Below are 19,430 nucleotides of genomic sequence, written 5' to 3' on the forward strand. Positions count from 1 at the left end.
AGAGGCTTAAATAAGACCGATTTGATCTCAAAATCCACTATAGATAATGTATTTGAAACCGCTCGTGTAGAAGAGGTGATTGGCGATTTTGTTCAACTAAAAAAATCGGGATCTAATTTTAAAGGTTTAAGTCCGTTTAGTGATGAACGCACACCGAGCTTTATGGTTTCTCCAGTAAAGCAAATCTGGAAGGATTTCTCTAGCGGAAAAGGAGGAAATGTGGTGGCGTTTTTGATGGAACACGAACATTTCACTTATCCTGAGGCTATAAAATACCTAGCCAAAAAGTACGGAATTGAGATTGAAGAAACCCAGCAAAGCGACGAGCAAAAGCAGCAGGCCGATGAGCGGGAAAGCATGTATTTGGTTTCAGAATTTGCCAATAAACATTTTCAAAAAAACCTTCATAAAACCGATCCGGGAAAAGCCATTGGTTTAAGCTATTTTAAAGAGCGTGGCTTCACCTTAGAAACAATCAAACAATTTGAACTCGGTTATTCATTAGACGAGTGGGACGATTTTACTAAAGAAGCCCTTGCTGAAGCGTATAAGTTAGAATATCTGGAAAAAACGGGGCTAACCATTGTAAAAGGCGAAAAGCAGTTTGATAGGTTTAAAGGAAGGGTGATGTTCCCAATTCACTCGATGTCCGGCAGGGTTTTAGGATTTGGCGGAAGAATTCTTAGCAACGAGAAAAAAGCGGCCAAATACCTGAATTCACCCGAAAGTGATATCTACCACAAGAGCAAGGTTTTGTACGGAATTAATTTCGCTAAACAGGCCATCGCGAAAGAAGATAATTGCTTTTTGGTGGAAGGTTATACCGATGTGATTCAGTTCCATCAAAGCGGGATAGAAAATGTAGTTTCTTCCTCTGGAACAGCATTAACACCAGATCAAATTCGTTTAATTAACCGATTAACGAAGAATATTACCGTACTTTTTGATGGTGATGCGGCGGGAATTAGAGCTTCACTTCGCGGAATAGATCTTATCCTGGAACAGGGGATGAACGTTCGGGTATGCACTTTCCCTGCGGGAGAGGATCCCGATAGTTTTGCGAAAAATAATTCAGATGAAGCTCTAGCTGAATATTTACAGAAAAACGCCCAGGATTTTATCAGTTTCAAGGCTTCGCTTTTAATGGAAGAAGCGAAGAAAGACCCGGTAAAAAAAGCTGAATTGATAAGGGATATTGTAAACAGTATATCAAAGATTCCGGATACTATCCAGCAGGAAGTTTATTTGCAGGAATGTTCCCGGATTATGGATATTTCTGAAAATGTCCTCTTTTCCAGTCTGGCGCAACTCAATGCGAAAAGTGGAAGAACTTCACCACAAAACCAGCAAAATAAATCTTTTAATGTAGTTAAGGAAGAGCCGCAGCCCAAAACAGCTAAAGTAGATGAGCAATACGAGCTTGAAAAAAAGATTATTAGTCTGCTGCTTCAGTATGGAACTGTAGAAGAAGAATTTGAAGATTTGGTTTTAAAAGAAAAGGAAGATGGGGAGCTCGGTTTAGAGAAGGAAATACAGAGAACAAGGGTTTTTGAGAAGATTTTTTTAGATCTCCAGGAAGATGAAATTGCTTTTACCAATCCTAAATTCAGGGATATTTATACTGAATTAATGACTCGTTTAAACAGTGAAGAAAAATTTGAGGTTAAGAACTTCATCAACGATATAGATCCTGAGCAGGCTTCAGAAATCACTTCGATTTTAATGGAAGAGGAGCAGTATAAATTGCACGAGTGGGACCGCCAGAATATTTTTGTAAAAGCAAAAACCGAGACTATTTCGCGGCACGTTAGCGAAACCATTCTTTCTTTACGTAGGTTTTTAATCAATCAGAAGATAAACGAACTTTCAGAAAAAGTGAAAACTCCAGATGAAGAACAGAACACCCAACATGTGCTGGAAGATGTAAAAGATTATCTTAGTTTGAAGAAGGTTCTCTCAGAGAAACTTAACCGGGTTATGTAGTGTTTATTTGCAATAATCTTGATCTCGTAATGAGATCAGCAATATTATCTACCTGTAATTTTTTAAGCAGCCTGGTTTTATAAGTGCTTACCGTTTTCTCATTAATCGAGAGCGCTTCAGCGATATCTTTATTTCGTTTTCCGGAAGCGATAAGGTTTAAAACTTCAGATTCACGAGTGGAGAGTTTCTTAAATTTTGCGATTAAATTTCTTCCAGGAGACATCCCTGCATTGAGTTTTTCGGTAATTTTTTTATTCAGGTAAATTCCACCCCTTGCTACCTGGTAAATCGCTTTTTCCAATTCATCTGGTTTTGCAAGTTTAGAAATATATCCTGCGGCTCCTGCTTTTATAGCGCTCAATGCATAAACTTCTTCAGGATGACCCGTAAAAACCAGAATTTTTACTTTAGAATAATCGGTTTTAATGGTGCGAAGTGCGTTAATCCCGTTTATTTCCGGAAGGTCTATTTCTATAATCAAGACATCCGGTTGGCTTTCGCTTAAAAATCCGTACAGCTCCATCCCGCTATGGACGCTGCCTACTACCTCAAGCGCCGGATTGTTTCTAAGGATACCCCTGATACCCTCATGCACCACAGGGTGATGATCTGCAATTAATACTGTACTCATAATAAAAGGTTGGTTAAAAAACACGCCAGGGTAGGACAAGCGCGTATATACTATTAAAAATAACCGATTTTCTCTCTACTTTTATCTTTTGAGTACATTAATCGATAAAATGATTATTTTTTAAGATTAACGGGGATATCGCACACGGGTATGGGTTTCATTTTGTGTAAATTAGCACTATGCCGACTTTTATAAATTTTGAAAACTTCGTGTTTCCTTCCATCAAAATCATCAGCAGTTTTTCCATTTTCGGCTTCTTTCATCGCCCATTCCAATTCAGGATAAGAGGCGCCAATTTGATCTTCATCGGTACGGCTGTCTCCAAAAAGTCCGTCGGTTGGTGCGGCACTTACAATGGCAGAACCAATTCCTAAAAATTTTGCAATTTCAGTAACTTCAGTTTTCATAAGATCGGCGATTGGGCTTAAGTCTACACCACCGTCTCCGTATTTTGTAAAAAACCCTACTCCAAAATCTTCTACTTTATTACCGGTTCCTGCAACGAGGTAGCCATGTAAGCCGGCAAAATAGTATAAAGTTGACATTCTTAATCTTGCCCGTGTATTTGCCAAAGTAAGATCTAAAGTGTCTGAAGCTTCAACCTGCGGAGCCGCTTTTTTAAATTCGTCAAAAACAGGAGTTAAGTCAACTTCCAGGTTAGTGACATTAGCATAATGTTGCTTTAACCAATCAATGTGCTGTTGAGCCCTGGTTACCTGGTCTGTATGCTGGTGAATTGGCATTTCAACACAAAGCGTACGCAAACCGGTTTTCGCACAAAGTGCTGAGGTTACTGCCGAGTCAATTCCGCCGCTTATTCCAAGCACAAAACCGTTCATTCCGGCATTTGTAGCGTATTCCTTTAACCAGTTAACTATGTGATCTACCACTTTTTCAGTTTGCATAATTTTGGGTGATTAAGTTTGTAAATAATACCTTTGCACACAAATCTACTATTTAAACATAATTATTAAAAGGGCAGGGCGTTAAAGCCTTCATAAAGAATGCCTATGTATAAAAAAATAATTTTCCTGCTTTGCACCATTGTTTTGGTTTCGTGCAATGAAGATGCTAAAATTGAAAAAGAGATCGCAGCAGTGCCGGTAGATTTTGAAGTGATACGTTTTGACCGTGAATTTGCCGAAGCTACGCCCCAAAAACTTATGGATTTAAAACAGGAATATCCGTTTTTGTTTCCGCAGCAGTTTTCAGATAGTGTTTGGATTGAAAAACTTAATGATACCATTCAGAAGGAAATAAATATTGAAGTAGGCAAGGAATTTTCTTCTTTTGAAAATCAAAGGGCCCAACTCCATAGTCTTTTTCAGCATATAAAATATTATTTTCCGAAGTTTGAAGCACCAAAAGTATTTACGGTAACTTCTGAAGTTGATTATAAAAATAAAGTAATTCTTCAGAATGATTATCTATTCATTTCCCTTGATACTTATTTGGGGGAAGAGCATCATTTCTATGTTGGGATACAGGAATTTTTAAAGAAGAATTTCAGAAAAGATCAAATAATCCCTGATGTTGCAAACGCTTATGCTGAAAAATATGTAGAAAGGCCAAAGTCCAGAACTTTCCTTGCACATATGGTGTATTACGGGAAATTATTATACTTAAAAGATAAGTTTATTCCTGAAACCCCAGACTCTGAAAAAATAGGGTATACCGAAGAAGAATTTAGCTGGGCGCAAAAAAACGAAGCGCAAATATGGCGGTATTTTGTAGAAAATGAATTGTTTTTTGATACCGATACCGAACTTTATTCCCGGTTTTTATATCCTGCACCATTTTCAAAATTCTACCTACAACTGGACGCCGAATCTCCCTCCAGACTTGGCCAGTATATAGGCTGGCAAATTGTGCGCAGCTATATGGATAAAACCGATGCATCTTTAGAAGAGATGATAAATACAGATGCCGAAACGATATTTAATAAAGCGAATTTTAAACCAAGAAAGTAATGTCAGAATTTAAGAAATCAGAAATAAATATAGAGGTAGTAACCGATGAAAATCGTGTGCCTGAAGGAATTACCTGGAGTGCCGAAGACGGGAACGTTTATAAAGAAGATGCCAAGGCGTTAATGCTTTCTGTATGGGACAGCAAATCGCAGGAAACACTGCGTATAGATCTTTGGACCAAAGATATGCCGGTGGATGAAATGAAGAAATTCTTTCACCAAACCCTGGTTTCTATGAGTGATACTTTTAACCGTGCCACCCAGGACGAAAAAATGACTGCTACAATGAAAGATTTTTGCGATTACTTTGCTGAAAAGCTTGAAATCACTCAAAAGTAAACTATCTTGAGGAGACCTGTTTTTAGGGATAATCTTTTAGCGAATAACTTTGGAAAAACTCATTTTTGTATACAACGCGTATTCCGGTACCCGACACGTGGTGCTGGATGCGCTGCATAAATTAATTAGGCCTAATGCTTATGCCTGTAGTATTTGCAAAGTTACCCACGGAGTCTTTTCTGAAAATTCCCGATGGAAAAAATACAGGCAGGCTTCAGAAGTTGAAATGGAATTTTTGCATATAGATAAATTTCAGAAGCGGTATGCTTCCAAATTCGGGTATAAATATACTTTTCCTATAGTCTTGTGGGAAGATGAAGGTGAAATGGGGATTTTTATTTCTACAGAAGAATTAGAGCGAATTAAAAACGAGAAAGATCTTATTAAGATTGTAGAAGAAAGACTTTTAATTGATTAACCAGACGAAGAAGAATTCAGCTCAGTATTTATTGCTTCAATATAATCCAGAATCTCCTCCTGCCCTAATTTTGAAGTGGCAGAGCTAATAAAGAATTCGGGCATTTCTTCCCAGCTTTCCAGCATTTTTTCCTGGTAAAAATTAATATTTCTTTCCAGGGCTTTTGGTTTCATTTTATCGGCTTTGGTAAAAATGATACAAAAAGGAACATTGTGCTCACCAAGCCACTGCATAAATTCCATATCTATAGGTTGGGGCTCGTGGCGGCTGTCTATAAGTACAAAAGCACAAACCATTTGGGCTCGTTTTTCAAAATAAGCCGTAATAAATTTCTGAAAAGTCCTTTTTGTAGATTTAGAAACTTTTGCATAACCGTAACCGGGCAAGTCTACCAAATGCCAGTTCTTATTGATCAAAAAATGATTAATAAGTTGGGTTTTTCCGGGTTTGGCCGAGGTTTTAGCAAGAGCTTTCCTGCCGGTAAGCATATTTATTAAAGAAGACTTCCCAACATTACTGCGGCCAATAAAAGCGTATTCCGGCAGTTTGCTATCGGGGCATTGGTCTACCCGCGTATTGCTCACCACAAATTCAGCCGACTTAATTTTCATCTTAAAATGTTTAAAAGTAATATTTGAAAGAGACTTAAATGAGATTTTAAGTCTTTAAACTGTCTTATTTAAAATTCCGTTTTTTCAGCCAGTCGTGAAGCAACTCGTTAAAAATATTAGGATGTTCCATCATCGCAGCGTGACCGCATTTATCTACCCAGTAAAGATCGGCATCGGGAAGTAAGCGGTGAAAATCTTCAGCTACTTCTGGCGGAGTAACATTATCATCTTTTCCCCAAATTATACAGGTTGGTGTTTTCATTTTTGGTAAATCCTTGGCCATATTATGTCGAATGGCACTTTTTGCAATAGCAAGGGTTTTTACCAGTTTATTACGATCGCTTACCGTTTCGTAAACTTCGTCTACCACTTCTTTTGTTGCAACTTTAGGATCGTAAAATACATCCTGGGCTTTTTTCTTTATAAATTCATAATCACCACGGCGCGGATAGCTCTCACCCATGGAATTTTCATAAAGTCCGGAGCTTCCGGTAATTACTAAACCCTGTACAATTTCGGGATATAATTTAGTGGCCAGTAAAGCAATATGTCCGCCAAGGGAGTTTCCCAGGAGAATTACTTTATCGTACCCTTTATAATCTACAAATTCTTTTAAATATTTAGCAAAAGTCTGTACGCTGGTTTTAAGTAGCGACATGGAATAGAGGGGCAGTTCTGGAATCACCACTTTATAACCATGCTTCGGAAAATATTCTGTAACCCCATCAAAGTTACTTAAACCGCCCATAAGTCCGTGTAAAATAACTATCGGGGTTCCTTCTCCTTGCTCCAGGTACGTAAACTTTCCCTCTTGCCTTAAATTATTCTTCATTGATTGGCTTTGCGGTTAGCAATCGCAAATATAGCGATTTCATTACAAGTATAATCATTTTTGAGAAATAGCAAAGCCATTTAAGAAATGCATTTCTTCCTTCATTTTTAAAATTTTTAACACCAAAAACGCAATAAAAACCAAGCCTCTGAAACCTAAACAAATAGCGCTATTTGATAGTCTTTCAGCTAAATACAGTGGAGAAACTTATCAACAAAGTGGTAGAATGTGGTAAAATGTGGTAAAATTTTCAATATATTTGACTCTATAAAGTATACAAGTGGTAAACCTCATTGGAACATACGAATGTAAAGCAGATGCCAAGGGCCGGTTAATGGTTCCTTCAGCATTAAAAAAGCAGCTTGCGCCTATGTTGCAAGATGGTTTTGTGCTAAAGCGTTCGGTTTTTCAACCTTGTTTGGAATTGTATCCAATGCAGGAATGGAATGTTTTAATGCAGAAAATTAACGGGCTCAACCGCTTCAAAAAGAAGAACAACGATTTTATTAGAAAATTTCAGGCAGGTGTGAAGATGGTGGAAGTAGATTCTAACGGGAGACTTTTAATCCCGAAAGATCTTGTGGGATTTGCCGGGATCAATAAAGAGATCGTGCTTTCTTCCGCAGTGAATATTATAGAGATCTGGGATAAGGATAAATACGAAAACACCATTGATGAAACTTCAGATGATTTTGCTGAATTGGCTGAAGAAGTGATGGGAAACGATGATTTAGATGCAATATCATAATCCGGTTTTATTAAAAGAGTCAGTAGACGGCCTTAATATTAAGGAAGATGGTGTGTATGTCGATGTCACGTTTGGTGGTGGTGGTCATTCCCGGGAGATTTTAAGCAGGCTCGGGCCAAAAGGAAAGCTTTTTGGTTTTGATCAGGATAAAGATGCTTTACAAAACACCATTGAAGATTCTCGGTTTACGCTAATTCACGAGAACTTCAGGTTCTTGAAAAGATTTTTGAGGTTTTACGGAATTAAAGAAGTAGATGGAATTTTAGGTGATTTTGGAGTTTCCTCGCATCAGTTTAATGAAGCTGAAAGAGGTTTTTCAACCCGTTTTGATGCGCGCCTTGATATGAGAATGAACCAGGGAAGCAAATTGAGCGCTTACGAAGTGATTAATGAATATGGTGAAGAGCAACTTAAAATGTTGTTTTACGATTATGCCGATTTAAAGAATGCACCAAAACTGGCAAGCTTGATTGTTGAGGCAAGAAAAGAAAAGCCAATAGAAAGCAGTGAGCAGCTAAACGATTTGCTGAAACCGCACCTTTTTAAAGGAAAAGAAAATAAGATCCTGGCGCAGATCTACCAGGCAATTCGTATAGAAGTAAACCAGGAAATTGAAGCTTTAAAAGAGTTTTTGAAGCAAACCGAAGAGCTGGTGGTGAAAAACGGGAGAATTAGTCTTATTTCTTACCACTCACTGGAAGATAGATTGGTGAAGCGATATATAAGAAGCGGATTGTTTGAAGGTGAACCCGAAAAAGATTTCTACGGAAATATTTCAGTTCCCTTTAAAAAAGTGGGCGGACTTATAGTGCCTTCGGCGGAAGAAATTAAGGAGAATAACAGGGCAAGAAGTGCCAAGCTAAGAGTAGCTAAGAAATTATAGTTTTTTGAAACTTTATGAAAAAAGGTTTTTACAACATACTACGGGCTAATTTTCTTATTAGCAGGGATGCGGTAAACAACTGGCGCTTTATAGTTTTTTGTACGCTACTCGCTATTATTATGATTGCGAGTTCGCACAGTGCAGAAAGGAAGGTGCATAAAATTGCAAAACTTCATACAGAAGTAAGAGAATTAAAAAGTGAGTTTGTAGATCGCCGTTCAGCGCTTATGCGAATTAAAATGGAATCTACAATTACACAAAAAATGAAAGACAGGGGAATTCTCCCTTCCGAGAATCCTCCCTATAAAATAAAAGTGAATATAAAGGAGTAATGGCTACATCTGAAAAAGGCATATTGAATAGATTATACGTGGTTGCGGCCTGTATGTTCATTTTCGCCGTTGGGGTAGGCGTGAAGCTGCTGGATATTCAGTTTGTGGAAGGCGACCATTACCGTAACCTGGCTGAAGAACGCACAGTGCGAAGTTTTAAAATTCCTGCCAGTCGAGGAAATCTTTACGATGCCAAGGGTAACCTTTTAGCGACTTCAGTTCCTAAGTATGATATACGGTTTGATGCGGTAACCGTTTCAGATAAAAATTTTCAGGAAAATATAGTTCCACTTTCCAATAATCTTACTGAAATGTTCGGGAAATCGGCTGCTTATTGGTCTCAATATATAAGGCAGGCAAGAGCTAATGGTCAGCGTTATTTACCTATTGCTAAAAATCTTGGCTATTCAGAATATATGAAAGTGAAAAGCTTTCCAATGTTCAATTTGGGAACTTATAGAGGCGGAATGATTGTAGAGCAAAGAACGGTTCGTGAACACCCGCTTGGTAAAATGGGAGAGCGAACGGTTGGTTACGAACGCCAGGACGAAAACGGATATTTTACCCGGGTTGGTCTTGAAGGGGCGTTTAGTTCTTATTTAAGAGGAACCGATGGCCGCCGATTAAAACAAAAAATTGCCAAAGGCCAGTGGAAACCTATAAGCGATAATAACGAGGTAGAGCCAAAAGATGGGTACGATGTGATCTCTACCATCGATGTGAATATTCAGGATATTGCGCATCACGCGTTGCTGAAACAACTTGAATATTTTGAAGCCGATCACGGTACTGTGGTAGTAATGGAAACCAAAACTGGTGAGATCAAAGCAATGTCTAATCTTGGTCGCACCGAGACCGGATCTTATTTTGAAAAAAGAAATTATGCGGTTTACGAATCCCACGAACCGGGTTCAACGTTTAAACTAATGGCGATGACTGCTGCGCTGGAAGATAATGTAATAGACACGAGCTCGGTTATAGATACCGAAAACGGCGTGGTAAGATATTATGGAAGGCCCGTGAGGGATTCCCGACACGGGGGCTATGGGAAGATTTCTGCTGCGAAAGCTTTTGAAGTTTCTTCCAATACCGCATTTACAAAAATTATCACCGAAGGTTATAAAGATAACCCGGCCAAATTCGTAGATCGGTTATACGATATGGGTTTAAACAGTAAAATAGGCCTGGATATAAAAGGAGAGGGATCGCCAAGAATTCCACATCCCAACGATAAAAACTGGAACGGTTTAAGCCTACCGTGGATGGCCTTTGGATACGGAGTTTCAATAACACCTTTACAAACCTTAAACTTTTACAACGCGATTGCCAATAATGGCGAAATGGTAAAGCCAAGGTTTATTAAAGAGGTGAAAGAGTGGGATAAAAGTATTTTAAAGGTTGAGCGGGAAGTAATGAATCCAAGGATTTGTTCCCCTGAAACCGCTAAAAAACTTCAGAAAATGATGCAGCAAACCGTTGAAAGAGGTACGGCTGCAAATATTTATACGCCTAACTTTTCTATGGCCGGAAAAACAGGAACCTGCCAGGTAGAATACTGGATAGAACCGGGAAGATATATTTCCTCTTTCGCGGGCTATTTTCCTGCCGAGGATCCTAAATATTCCTGTATTGTGATTATTCATAAGCCTAATAAAAGCAAAGGCTACTATGGAAATATCGTTGCAGCACCGGTTTTCAAACAAATCGCGCAAAAGATTTATACCGATACCCCGGTGATGGACACGCTGCCTTCGCTTGATATTCAAAATGATAAAGTTACAGATGATTTTGAGGCGTATTTCGCAAAAATAGATAATGAAAAAATTGTGATGCCAGATGTAACCGGAATGCCGGCTATGGATGCGGTTTCACTCTTGGAAAATCTTGGCTTAAAAGTGATTTTCCAGGGAACGGGAAAAGTTAGCGGGCAATCAATTTCGGCAGGACAGAAAATAAAAACTAATCAACGAGTAAATTTAAATATAGGTTGAGAGTCTTAAAAGACATATTATATAAAGTACAAATTGATGCCGTGGTTGGAAATACTTCGGTAACTATAAACAAGCTTCAGTTTGATTCAAGAAAGGTTGAATTAAACGATGCTTTTGTAGCTATTCGCGGAAGTATTTCAGATGGGCACAAGTTTATTGAGCAAGCCATAAATCAAGGAGCACTCGCAGTAATTTGCGAAGAATTTCCGAATGAAATAGTAAATGGGATTACCTATATAAAAGTAGGGAATGCCCAGCAGGCTTTGGCTTATATGGCAGCTAATTATTACGATAATCCTTCAGAAAAATTAAAACTTGTTGGCGTTACCGGAACCAACGGAAAAACCACCATCGCCACACTTTTATATAATTTATTTATAAAAGCGGGTTTTAAAGTCGGTTTACTCTCTACGGTAAAAGTAATGGTTGCTGAAAATTCTTATGATGCGGTTAGAACTACTCCAGATTCTATTACCATTAATAGGTATTTAAAGCAGATGAATGATGAAGGTGTGGAGTTTTGCTTTATGGAAGTGAGCTCGCACGGAATAGATCAGCATAGGACCACAGCCCTTGAATTTGCCGGCGGAATTTTCACCAATCTTAGCCACGATCATTTAGATTATCATAGCAGTTTCGCTGAATACCGTGATGTGAAAAAGCGATTTTTTGATGAATTACCGGCTTCAGCATTTGCACTGACTAACACCGATGATAAAAACGGGCAGGTCATGCTTCAGAACACCAAAGCGCAAAAATATACTTACGCTTTAAAATCTTACGCCGATTATAAAGCGCAAATTCTGGAAAATTCATTCACCGGATTATTACTGAAAGTAAACGACCAGGAATTATGGACGCGCCTTATTGGAAGTTTCAACGCTTACAATGTTTTGGCAATTTATGCCACTGCAGAGCTTCTGGGTCTGGAAAATTTAGAGAGTTTAAAAATTATCAGCGAGCTTAATTCGGTTAGCGGAAGGTTTCAATATATCATTTCAGAAAAAGAGAAGATTACCGCGATTGTAGATTACGCTCATACGCCGGATGCTTTAAAAAATGTACTGGAAACTATAAATAGCATCCGTACAAAAAATGAGGAGCTTATTACTGTTGTAGGCTGTGGTGGTGATCGCGATAAAACTAAAAGACCAAAAATGGGTCACATCGCCTCTGCTCTAAGTACTAAAGTGATTTTTACAAGCGATAACCCAAGAACCGAAGATCCCGAAAAAATTATTGAAGATGTAGAAGCCGGGGTGGAGCCACAGAATTACAAGAAAATAATGTCAGTTACCAATAGAAAGCAGGCTATTAAAACCGCCTGCCAGATCGCAAAGGAGAACGATATCATTCTAATTGCCGGGAAAGGTCACGAGACCTACCAGGAAGTAAATGGAGAACGTAAAGATTTTGATGATCTGAAGATAGTAACCGAATTTTTGAAACACTTAAATAAGTAAGCCCACTTTTCCACAGGAAGAGTAACCAGAAAATATGTTATACTATTTATTTCAATATTTAGATGCAGAATACCAGGTGCCCGGGGCGCGCTTATTTGAGTACATCTCCTTTAGATCGGCGATGGCTATAATCCTTTCATTAGCAATTTCTACGATCTACGGAAAAAGAATAATCAACTATCTACAGGCAAAACAAGTTGGGGAAAGTGTACGGGATTTAGGTCTTAGAGGACAAAGCGAAAAAGCAGGAACTCCAACAATGGGGGGCGTTATTATAATTTTTGCCACGTTAATTCCGGTTTTACTATTTGCCAAACTTGAAAATATTTATGTGATCCTGCTTATAGTAACTACTCTTTGGATGGGAGCTATAGGTTTTATAGATGATTACATTAAAACTTTTAAAAAGGATAAAGAAGGTCTGCAGGGGAAATTTAAAGTTCTGGGCCAGGTTGGTTTGGGGCTCATTGTAGGTGGAACGTTGTTTTTTCATCCGGGAGTAACGGTAAAAGAAGAAACTAATGAGCCGGCACCAGAGCAACAGGAACTGGTAGATAGTTTTCAAAAAGTAAGGGAAATGGGGCCGGAAATTAAAACCACCACCACCACCATTCCTTTTGTAAAAAACAACGAATTCGATTATTCCAGTTTGATTAGTTGGATAGATCCGGCTTTAAAGAATTACGCGTGGTTAATTTTTATTCCAATCGTGATTTTTATTGTGACTGCGGTTTCCAACGGCGCCAATTTAACCGATGGAATTGACGGTCTTGCGGCGGGTTCTTCAGCGATAATTGTGCTTACGCTGGGGATATTTGCCTGGGTTTCTGGTAACATTATTTTTTCAGATTATCTCAATATCATGTACATCCCCGACTCGGGTGAGATGACGATTTTTATAAGTGCCTTTGCAGGATCTTTGGTAGGTTTTTTATGGTACAACACATATCCGGCGCAGGTTTTTATGGGAGATACCGGAAGCTTAACTATTGGCGGAATTATAGCCGTACTCGCAATCGCCACAAGAAAAGAATTACTGATTCCAATTTTATGCGGAATCTTTTTAATGGAAAACCTTTCGGTGGTTATGCAGGTGGGTTGGTTTAAACTAACCAAAAGAAAATATGGCGAAGGCCGAAGGATTTTCCTGATGTCTCCTTTGCATCATCATTATCAGAAAAAAGGATATCACGAAAGTAAAATTGTAGTGCGCTTCTGGATAATTGGAATTTTCCTGGCCATTGTAACGATAATCACGCTAAAAGTAAGATAAGGAATAGTGAAAACTGAAATTCAAAATACTAACAATTCCGGTAAAAAACTGGTGATCCTTGGCGGCGGCGAAAGCGGTGCAGGGACTGCCATTCTTGGAGTTAAAGAAGGTTTTGATGTTTTTGTTTCAGATAAAGGGAAAATTAAGGAAAAGTATAAATCGATTTTTGAAGGATTAAAGATCGATTGGGAAGAGGAAACTCATACTGAAGCTAAAATTTTAGACGCTGATGTAGTGATGAAAAGTCCTGGGATACCGGATTCTGTTGCTATTGTAAAACGGCTTTTAGAAAAAGGAATTCCGGTGATTTCAGAAATTGAATTTGCTGCAGCTTTTACTTCAGCAAAAATTATTGGAATTACTGGCAGCAATGGGAAAACCACCACTACAAAATTTGTGTACCACATTTTAAAAAATGCAGGCATAAATGTGGGAATGGCCGGAAATGTGGGCGACAGTTTTGCAAAGCAAGTCGCCGAAACCACTCCCGACTGGTTTGTGCTGGAATTAAGCAGTTTTCAGTTAGACGGGATTAAAGAATTTAGGCCTGATATTTCGGTGTTAACCAATATCACGCCCGATCATTTAGACCGCTACGAGCACAAACTGGAGAATTATGTTTTTTCAAAATTCAGGATAGCCGAAAATCAAACTGGAGAAGATTTTTTCATCTACGATTTAGATGATGAACTTATTACAGACTGGTTAATAAAAAATCCTGTAAAAGCGCAAAAATTGCCGTTTTCCCTTCAGCAAAAAGTTGAAAACGGTTCATTTATAGAGAACGAAAATATTATTGTTAATATAAAAAACAACCAATTTAATATGCCAACAACAAAATTAGGTTTACAGGGTAAACATAATACCAAGAATGCTATGGCTGCGGCCACTGTTTCCCAGTTATTACGAATTAGAAAAGAAACTATTCGTGAGAGTATGGAGAGTTTTCAGGGGGTAGAACACCGCCTGGAAAAAGTGCTGAAAATTAATAACGTCCAGTACATAAACGATTCTAAGGCAACAAATGTAAACGCTACTTTTTATGCTTTGGAAAGTATGGAGAGCGAAACCGTTTGGATTGTTGGTGGAGTAGATAAAGGAAACGTTTACGACGATCTTTTACCGCTGGTAAATGAGAAGGTTAAGGCAATTATTTGCCTGGGAGTAGACAACCAAAAACTGATGCAAAATTTCGGGAATTGCGTAGATACCATTGTTGAAACAGAATCAATGAAAGAAGCTGTAAGAATGGCTTACAGTCTTGCTGAAAGAGGAGATTCGGTTTTACTTTCTCCTGCCTGTGCAAGTTTTGATCTTTTTGAAAATTACGAAGACAGGGGGCGTCAGTTTAAAGATGCAGTTAGAGATCTTTAATTAGAAATACCGCAAAATTGGTGTTAGTTCGTCATCCTGAACTTGTTTCAGGATCTGGGACGTTTAGAAACTAAAACACGTTAGAAGCTGAAACAAGTTCAGCTCGACGTAAAAAGTTTGGCAGAATAAGAGGAATATTATTAAGAATTAAATGAGCAACATTTTTTCAAATCTTAAAGGCGATAAGGTTATCTGGGCTACGGCTGCGTTGTTGGCAATATTTTCATTTTTGCCGGTTTACAGTTCCAGTAGTAACCTTGCGTATTTATATGGAGATGGCAGCACTTTCCAGTACGTGGTGGTGCACTTTTTCCATTTGCTTTTAGGCTTTTGTTTGCTCTTTGCAGTGCATAAAATTCCCTATCATTATTTCAGGGGACTTTCAATATTGTTTTTGCCGGTTGTAATTGTGTTGTTAATTTATACCGTAGCCCAGGGTACAATGATAGACGGGGCGTATGCGAGTAGGTGGATTCAAATTCCGGGCTTAGGGGTTTCATTTCAGTCATCTACATTGGCATCGGTAGTTTTAATGATTTACGTGGCGCGTTACCTCTCTAAAAAAACCAATGAAAATCTTACTTTTAAAGAGTCAATTTTGCCGCTTTGGTTGCCCGTAGGAGTGGTATTATCCTTAATTTTGCCGGCCAATTTCTCCACAACTGCCATCGTTTTTGCTATGGTGCTGGTATTGATGTTTTTAGGCGGATATCCTATAAAATACCTTGGAATTATTGTAGCGGCGGGCTTGATTTTGTTAACGATGTTCATTCTTACCGCCAAAGCTTTTCCCGGACTTTTACCTAATAGGGTAGATACCTGGGCAAGCCGAATTGAAAGCTTTTCTAACGATGAAGATACTGAGGCCGATTATCAAATTGAAAAAGCGAAAATTGCCATAGCCACCGGTGGCGTTGCCGGAACGGGAATTGGTAAAAGTGTACAAAGAAATTTTTTACCTCAATCTTCTTCAGATTTTATCTATGCTATAATTGTTGAAGAAATGGGGTTAATAGGCGCTTTTGGGGTAATGCTCGCGTATTTGCTATTGCTTTTTAGAATTGTGATCGTAGCCACAAAGTCTAATACCGTTTTTGGAAAATTACTGGTTATGGGCGTTGGTCTGCCAATAATTTTTCAGGCCTTGATCAATATGGGTGTTGCGGTGGAGTTGTTTCCGGTTACGGGGCAAACTTTGCCTTTAATAAGTAGTGGTGGAACTTCCATTTGGATGACCTGCATGGCGTTGGGAATTATATTGAGCGTAAGCGCCAAACGTGAGGAAATGAAAGAACGCGAAGAAGCTGAAAAGGAACTGGATAATGAAAATCCTCTAGATATTTTAAGTGAAGCGATCTAAGAAATTTTAAAATGATGAAAAAGGATTTACGTGTAATATTATCTGGAGGCGGCACCGGCGGGCATATTTACCCGGCCATTGCTATTGCCAACGAGATACAAGCACGTCATCCTGAAGCAGAGATATTATTTGTTGGTGCGAGTGATAGGATGGAGATGGAAAAAGTACCGCAGGCAGGTTACAAAATAGAAGGTCTTTGGATTAGTGGAATTCAGCGAAAGTTAACTTTTAGCAATTTAATGTTTCCTTTTAAGCTCCTAAGTAGTTTAGCAAAATCCCGAAGAATAATCAGGGATTTTAAACCCGATGTGGTAATTGGAACCGGCGGATTTGCCAGCGGACCACTGTTAAAAGCAGCAAACTCAAAAGGAATTCCCAGTCTTATCCAGGAGCAGAATTCCTTTCCGGGAATTACCAATAAGCTTTTGGCAAAAGAGGCGGGTAAAATTTGCGCTGCTTATGAAGAAGTGAAACGATTTTTTCCTGCTGAAAAGACTATAATAACCGGAAACCCGGTAAGACAGGATTTGCTAAAGATTGATCAAAACAGGGAAAAAGCCCTAGCGCATTTTGGTCTTGATAAAGATAAAAAAGTAGTACTGGTTTTAGGAGGAAGCCTTGGCGCAAGAAGAATAAATCAATTGGTGGAAGCCAATTTGGAAAGATTTAAAAAAGAAAATATTCAGCTTATCTGGCAAACGGGAAAGTTGTATTATGATGAATATAAAAAGTATAATTCAGGTTTGGTGCAAACGCATTTATTTCTGAATGAAATGAACCTGGCTTACGGTGCTGCCGATGTGATTATTTCAAGAGCCGGTGCAGGAACGGTTTCAGAATTAAGTATTGTGGGGAAACCAGTGTTTTTTGTGCCGTCGCCAAATGTAGCAGAAGACCACCAGGCCAAGAATGCAATGGCTGTAGTAAAGATAAATGCCGCGATGATGCTAAAGGAAAATGATTTGGAAGAAAAATTTGAAACGGAGTTTTTCGCTTTAATGGCTTCAGATGAAAAACAAAAAGTTTTGGGAGAAAACATTAAAAAGCTGGCTTTGCCGAATGCGACCGCCAGGATTGTAGATGAAGTTGAAAAATTGATTAATAATTAAACAAATTAGATTCTGAAATAAATTCAGAATTACGTGAGATTTAAAAAACAGAATGCAGGATTTAAACCACATACAAAACATTTATTTTATCGGCATTGGCGGTATTGGAATGAGTGCGTTGGCGCGTTACTTTAAATTCCAGGGCAAAAATGTGGCCGGTTACGATAAAACTTCAACTTCGCTTACCAGAACGCTGGAAGCCGAAGATATTGTTGTGGTTTATGATGAAAAAATAAATTCGGTTCCTGCTGAATTTCAAGATAAAGAAAATACGCTGGTGGTTTATACACCCGCAGTTCCGGAGGCACACGAGCAGTTGGCCTATTTCAGAAATAATGAATTTACGCTGAACAAAAGAGCTGCCGTTCTTGGTTTGATCTCGAAAGGAAAAACCACTTTGGCCGTAGCGGGAACTCACGGTAAAACTACAACCACCGCAATTTTAGGCCATTTGCTTAAAGAGACCGGTGCAAAAGTCACCGGATTTTTAGGTGGAATTAGTGAAGATATTCAAAGTAATTTGATCCTGAAAGGCGATGATGTAATCGTGGTTGAAGCCGATGAATTCGACAGGTCTTTTCTTCATCTTTCACCAAATATCGCTGCAATCACATCTATGGATGCCGATCATTTGGATATTTACGGTAAAAAAGAAGAATTGGAAGACACTTTTAGGCAATTCGCGAAGCTAGTTCCTGAAAATGGAACTTTATTCATAAAAAATGGCTTGCCAATAGAAGGAAAAACTTTTGGAATAGAAGACGATGCAGATTATTCCGCACAAAATATAAAGATCGAAAATGGCACCTACCATTTTGATCTTAAAACTCCCAACGGAGTTATTGAAGGTTTTATGTTTAATCTACCCGGCAAGCACAATGTGCTAAATGCTATAACCGCCCTGGCGATGGCTATCCAATTTGGATCCCCAATCCCCAAGCTGGCCAGGGCGTTATATGGTTTTAAGGGTGTGAAACGGAGATTTTCGTATAAAATCAAGTCAGATAGATTAGTGCTTATCGATGATTATGCCCATCACCCGGCAGAGATCGCAGCCGTTAACCAGGCGGTTAGGGAAATGCATCCCGGTAAGAAAGTATTGGCGGTATTTCAGCCACATTTATTCAGCAGGACCAGGGATTTTGCAGACGATTTTGCTGAAAGTCTTGCCTTGTTTGATGAGTTACTGTTGTTGGATATTTATCCGGCAAGAGAATTGCCAATTGAGGGTATTACTTCGAGCTGGATTTTAGAAAAAGTAAGTACTAATTCAAAGAAATTAATTCAAAAAGAAAATATTATTGATGAAATAAAAAGATCAAATCCCGAAGTAGTGGTGCTTATGGGCGCCGGTAGTATTGGGGAGGAAGTGGAATCTATAAAAAATGCTTTGCAGGATGAAGCTTAAGCTAAATTACATAAAACTGCCCGTTTTGCTCATATTAGTGGGATTTCTGTTCGGTTTTGCCGAAAAACGGAATAATTCCCGGAAAGTGAGCGAGGTAAAAGTGCAATTTGTAACGGGTGAAAACCTGTATGTTACTGAGGAAGCGGTTAATAAGTTGTTGATACAAAATGATGTGGCCGCGGCGGGCATAGACAAAGAAATTTTAGATTTGAATAGGGTAGAAAGCCTTTTGAATAATCACGATATGATAGAAAATGCTGAAGCTTATTTAAGTCTGGATGGGAAACTCCAAACTAAAATAAGTCAGCGTAAACCCATTGGTAGAATAGTGGGAAATTCTTCTTTTTATTTAGACAGAAATGGGCACGTAATGCCGCTTTCATCATACTATGCAGCAAGAGTACCACTGGTTTTGGGCGTAGATTCCAGCAATGTAAATACAGCATATCCGCTGGTAGATTATATTCAGAAAGACGAATTTTTAACGCGCCATATTACCGGCGTTAAGCGTTTGCCCGGCGATAAATTTGAACTAGAAATGAGAAAACTCGACTTTAAGGTGTATTTCGGGAAAGCCGAGAACATAGCCTTAAAGTTCAACAATTTTAAAGCATTTTATAAGAAGGCTTTACAAGACGAGAAATTAGAGACCTACAAAAAAGTGAATTTGCAATTTGGAGATCAGGTTGTTTGCACTAAAAAGTAA

The 19,430-nt window shown here is 38.6% G+C and carries 19 protein-coding genes; 15 read left to right on the forward strand and 4 right to left on the reverse strand.

Features of this window, described 5'->3' with window-relative positions; all coding sequences use genetic code 11:
* Window positions 1-21: 21 nt before the first annotated feature.
* Window positions 22-1,983, forward strand: a complete 1,962-nt coding sequence (gene dnaG, locus B5X53_RS09490) for a DNA primase (protein WP_079713023.1) — start codon at window positions 22-24, stop codon at window positions 1,981-1,983.
* On the opposite strand, the gene B5X53_RS09495 is transcribed toward dnaG, so the two are convergent.
* Together B5X53_RS09495 and nadE are read right to left on the reverse strand one after the other, a co-directional pair.
* Window positions 1,976-2,614: a response regulator gene (locus tag B5X53_RS09495; protein ID WP_079712986.1), complete on the reverse strand. Its 639-nt coding sequence runs from the start codon at window positions 2,612-2,614 to the stop codon at window positions 1,976-1,978. The genes dnaG and B5X53_RS09495 overlap by 8 nt on opposite strands.
* Window positions 2,615-2,727: 113 nt before the next feature.
* Window positions 2,728-3,519 carry an NAD(+) synthase gene (nadE, locus tag B5X53_RS09500; protein ID WP_079712987.1) on the reverse strand — a complete coding sequence of 264 codons (792 nt, stop codon included), beginning with the start codon at window positions 3,517-3,519 and terminating at the stop codon, window positions 2,728-2,730.
* Between the two features lie 105 nt (window positions 3,520-3,624).
* Here nadE and gldB point away from each other — a divergent pair, with 105 nt between their 5' ends.
* Genes gldB through B5X53_RS09515 form a run of 3 tightly spaced genes read left to right on the forward strand, consistent with a single transcriptional unit; the run spans window position 3,625 to window position 5,340 of the window.
* Window positions 3,625-4,584 (forward strand): gliding motility lipoprotein GldB, encoded by a 960-nt coding sequence (gene gldB, locus B5X53_RS09505; RefSeq protein ID WP_079713024.1) that lies wholly within the window; start codon window positions 3,625-3,627, stop codon window positions 4,582-4,584.
* Entirely contained in the window at window positions 4,584-4,922 is a 339-nt protein-coding gene (gene gldC, locus B5X53_RS09510) for a gliding motility protein GldC (RefSeq protein WP_079712988.1), read from the forward strand. Before gldB ends, gldC begins: the two co-directional genes overlap by 1 nt.
* Before the next feature lie 49 nt (window positions 4,923-4,971).
* Window positions 4,972-5,340, forward strand: a complete 369-nt coding sequence (locus B5X53_RS09515; protein WP_079712989.1) for a GTPase — start codon at window positions 4,972-4,974, stop codon at window positions 5,338-5,340.
* Here B5X53_RS09515 and yihA read toward each other — a convergent pair.
* Together yihA and B5X53_RS09525 are read right to left on the reverse strand one after the other, a co-directional pair.
* On the reverse strand, window positions 5,337-5,951 hold the full coding sequence (yihA, locus tag B5X53_RS09520; protein WP_079712990.1) for a ribosome biogenesis GTP-binding protein YihA/YsxC: 615 nt from the start codon (window positions 5,949-5,951) through the stop codon (window positions 5,337-5,339). The two genes, B5X53_RS09515 and yihA, sit on opposite strands and share 4 nt — an antisense overlap.
* 64 nt (window positions 5,952-6,015) lie before the next feature.
* Complete coding sequence (locus B5X53_RS09525) at window positions 6,016-6,783, reverse strand: alpha/beta fold hydrolase (protein WP_079712991.1); 768 nt, start codon at window positions 6,781-6,783, stop codon at window positions 6,016-6,018.
* A gap of 280 nt (window positions 6,784-7,063) precedes the next feature.
* Between B5X53_RS09525 and mraZ the strand changes: the two genes are divergently transcribed.
* The 11 genes from mraZ to B5X53_RS09580 all read left to right on the forward strand — a co-directional run bounded on the left by mraZ (window position 7,064) and on the right by B5X53_RS09580 (window position 19,430).
* Window positions 7,064-7,531 (forward strand): division/cell wall cluster transcriptional repressor MraZ, encoded by a 468-nt coding sequence (gene mraZ / locus B5X53_RS09530; protein ID WP_079712992.1) that lies wholly within the window; start codon window positions 7,064-7,066, stop codon window positions 7,529-7,531.
* On the forward strand, window positions 7,518-8,414 hold the full coding sequence (rsmH, locus tag B5X53_RS09535; protein WP_079712993.1) for a 16S rRNA (cytosine(1402)-N(4))-methyltransferase RsmH: 897 nt from the start codon (window positions 7,518-7,520) through the stop codon (window positions 8,412-8,414). The genes mraZ and rsmH overlap by 14 nt, the downstream gene beginning before the upstream one ends.
* A gap of 14 nt (window positions 8,415-8,428) precedes the next feature.
* Window positions 8,429-8,746, forward strand: a complete 318-nt coding sequence (locus tag B5X53_RS09540) for an FtsL-like putative cell division protein (RefSeq protein WP_075324909.1) — start codon at window positions 8,429-8,431, stop codon at window positions 8,744-8,746.
* Window positions 8,746-10,737, forward strand: a complete 1,992-nt coding sequence (locus tag B5X53_RS09545) for a penicillin-binding protein (RefSeq protein ID WP_079712994.1) — start codon at window positions 8,746-8,748, stop codon at window positions 10,735-10,737. Before B5X53_RS09540 ends, B5X53_RS09545 begins: the two co-directional genes overlap by 1 nt.
* Entirely contained in the window at window positions 10,734-12,200 is a 1,467-nt protein-coding gene (locus B5X53_RS09550) for a UDP-N-acetylmuramoyl-L-alanyl-D-glutamate--2,6-diaminopimelate ligase (protein WP_079712995.1), read from the forward strand. The genes B5X53_RS09545 and B5X53_RS09550 overlap by 4 nt, the downstream gene beginning before the upstream one ends.
* A gap of 34 nt (window positions 12,201-12,234) precedes the next feature.
* Window positions 12,235-13,473 (forward strand): phospho-N-acetylmuramoyl-pentapeptide-transferase, encoded by a 1,239-nt coding sequence (gene mraY / locus B5X53_RS09555; RefSeq protein WP_079712996.1) that lies wholly within the window; start codon window positions 12,235-12,237, stop codon window positions 13,471-13,473.
* Window positions 13,474-13,479: 6 nt separating this feature from the next.
* Window positions 13,480-14,847 (forward strand): UDP-N-acetylmuramoyl-L-alanine--D-glutamate ligase, encoded by a 1,368-nt coding sequence (gene murD / locus B5X53_RS09560; protein WP_232764160.1) that lies wholly within the window; start codon window positions 13,480-13,482, stop codon window positions 14,845-14,847.
* Between the two features lie 151 nt (window positions 14,848-14,998).
* Entirely contained in the window at window positions 14,999-16,207 is a 1,209-nt protein-coding gene (locus B5X53_RS09565; protein ID WP_079712997.1) for an FtsW/RodA/SpoVE family cell cycle protein, read from the forward strand.
* Between the two features lie 14 nt (window positions 16,208-16,221).
* The gene (gene murG / locus B5X53_RS09570; RefSeq protein ID WP_079712998.1) at window positions 16,222-17,316 is read left to right on the forward strand and encodes an undecaprenyldiphospho-muramoylpentapeptide beta-N-acetylglucosaminyltransferase; all 1,095 of its coding nucleotides are present in this window, start codon (window positions 16,222-16,224) and stop codon (window positions 17,314-17,316) included.
* A 52-nt stretch (window positions 17,317-17,368) separates the two neighbouring features.
* Window positions 17,369-18,724 (forward strand): UDP-N-acetylmuramate--L-alanine ligase, encoded by a 1,356-nt coding sequence (gene murC, locus B5X53_RS09575; protein ID WP_079712999.1) that lies wholly within the window; start codon window positions 17,369-17,371, stop codon window positions 18,722-18,724.
* Window positions 18,714-19,430: a cell division protein FtsQ/DivIB gene (locus B5X53_RS09580; RefSeq protein WP_079713000.1), complete on the forward strand. Its 717-nt coding sequence runs from the start codon at window positions 18,714-18,716 to the stop codon at window positions 19,428-19,430. Before murC ends, B5X53_RS09580 begins: the two co-directional genes overlap by 11 nt.

This window comes from Salegentibacter salinarum, from assembly GCF_900168115.1.
Taxonomy (GTDB): domain Bacteria; phylum Bacteroidota; class Bacteroidia; order Flavobacteriales; family Flavobacteriaceae; genus Salegentibacter; species Salegentibacter salinarum.

Coding starts and splice junctions, on each gene's coding strand:
- B5X53_RS09495 (WP_079712986.1), bottom strand. CDS start 2,614: ATGAGTACAGTATTAATTGCAGATCATCACCCTGTGGTGCATGAGGGT.
- nadE (WP_079712987.1), bottom strand. CDS start 3,519: ATGCAAACTGAAAAAGTGGTAGATCACATAGTTAACTGGTTAAAGGAA.
- gldB (WP_079713024.1), top strand. CDS start 3,625: ATGTATAAAAAAATAATTTTCCTGCTTTGCACCATTGTTTTGGTTTCG.
- gldC (WP_079712988.1), top strand. CDS start 4,584: ATGTCAGAATTTAAGAAATCAGAAATAAATATAGAGGTAGTAACCGAT.
- yihA (WP_079712990.1), bottom strand. CDS start 5,951: ATGAAAATTAAGTCGGCTGAATTTGTGGTGAGCAATACGCGGGTAGAC.
- B5X53_RS09525 (WP_079712991.1), bottom strand. CDS start 6,783: ATGAAGAATAATTTAAGGCAAGAGGGAAAGTTTACGTACCTGGAGCAA.
- rsmH (WP_079712993.1), top strand. CDS start 7,518: ATGCAATATCATAATCCGGTTTTATTAAAAGAGTCAGTAGACGGCCTT.
- B5X53_RS09540 (WP_075324909.1), top strand. CDS start 8,429: ATGAAAAAAGGTTTTTACAACATACTACGGGCTAATTTTCTTATTAGC.
- B5X53_RS09545 (WP_079712994.1), top strand. CDS start 8,746: ATGGCTACATCTGAAAAAGGCATATTGAATAGATTATACGTGGTTGCG.
- mraY (WP_079712996.1), top strand. CDS start 12,235: ATGTTATACTATTTATTTCAATATTTAGATGCAGAATACCAGGTGCCC.
- B5X53_RS09565 (WP_079712997.1), top strand. CDS start 14,999: ATGAGCAACATTTTTTCAAATCTTAAAGGCGATAAGGTTATCTGGGCT.
- murG (WP_079712998.1), top strand. CDS start 16,222: ATGAAAAAGGATTTACGTGTAATATTATCTGGAGGCGGCACCGGCGGG.
- murC (WP_079712999.1), top strand. CDS start 17,369: ATGCAGGATTTAAACCACATACAAAACATTTATTTTATCGGCATTGGC.
- B5X53_RS09580 (WP_079713000.1), top strand. CDS start 18,714: ATGAAGCTTAAGCTAAATTACATAAAACTGCCCGTTTTGCTCATATTA.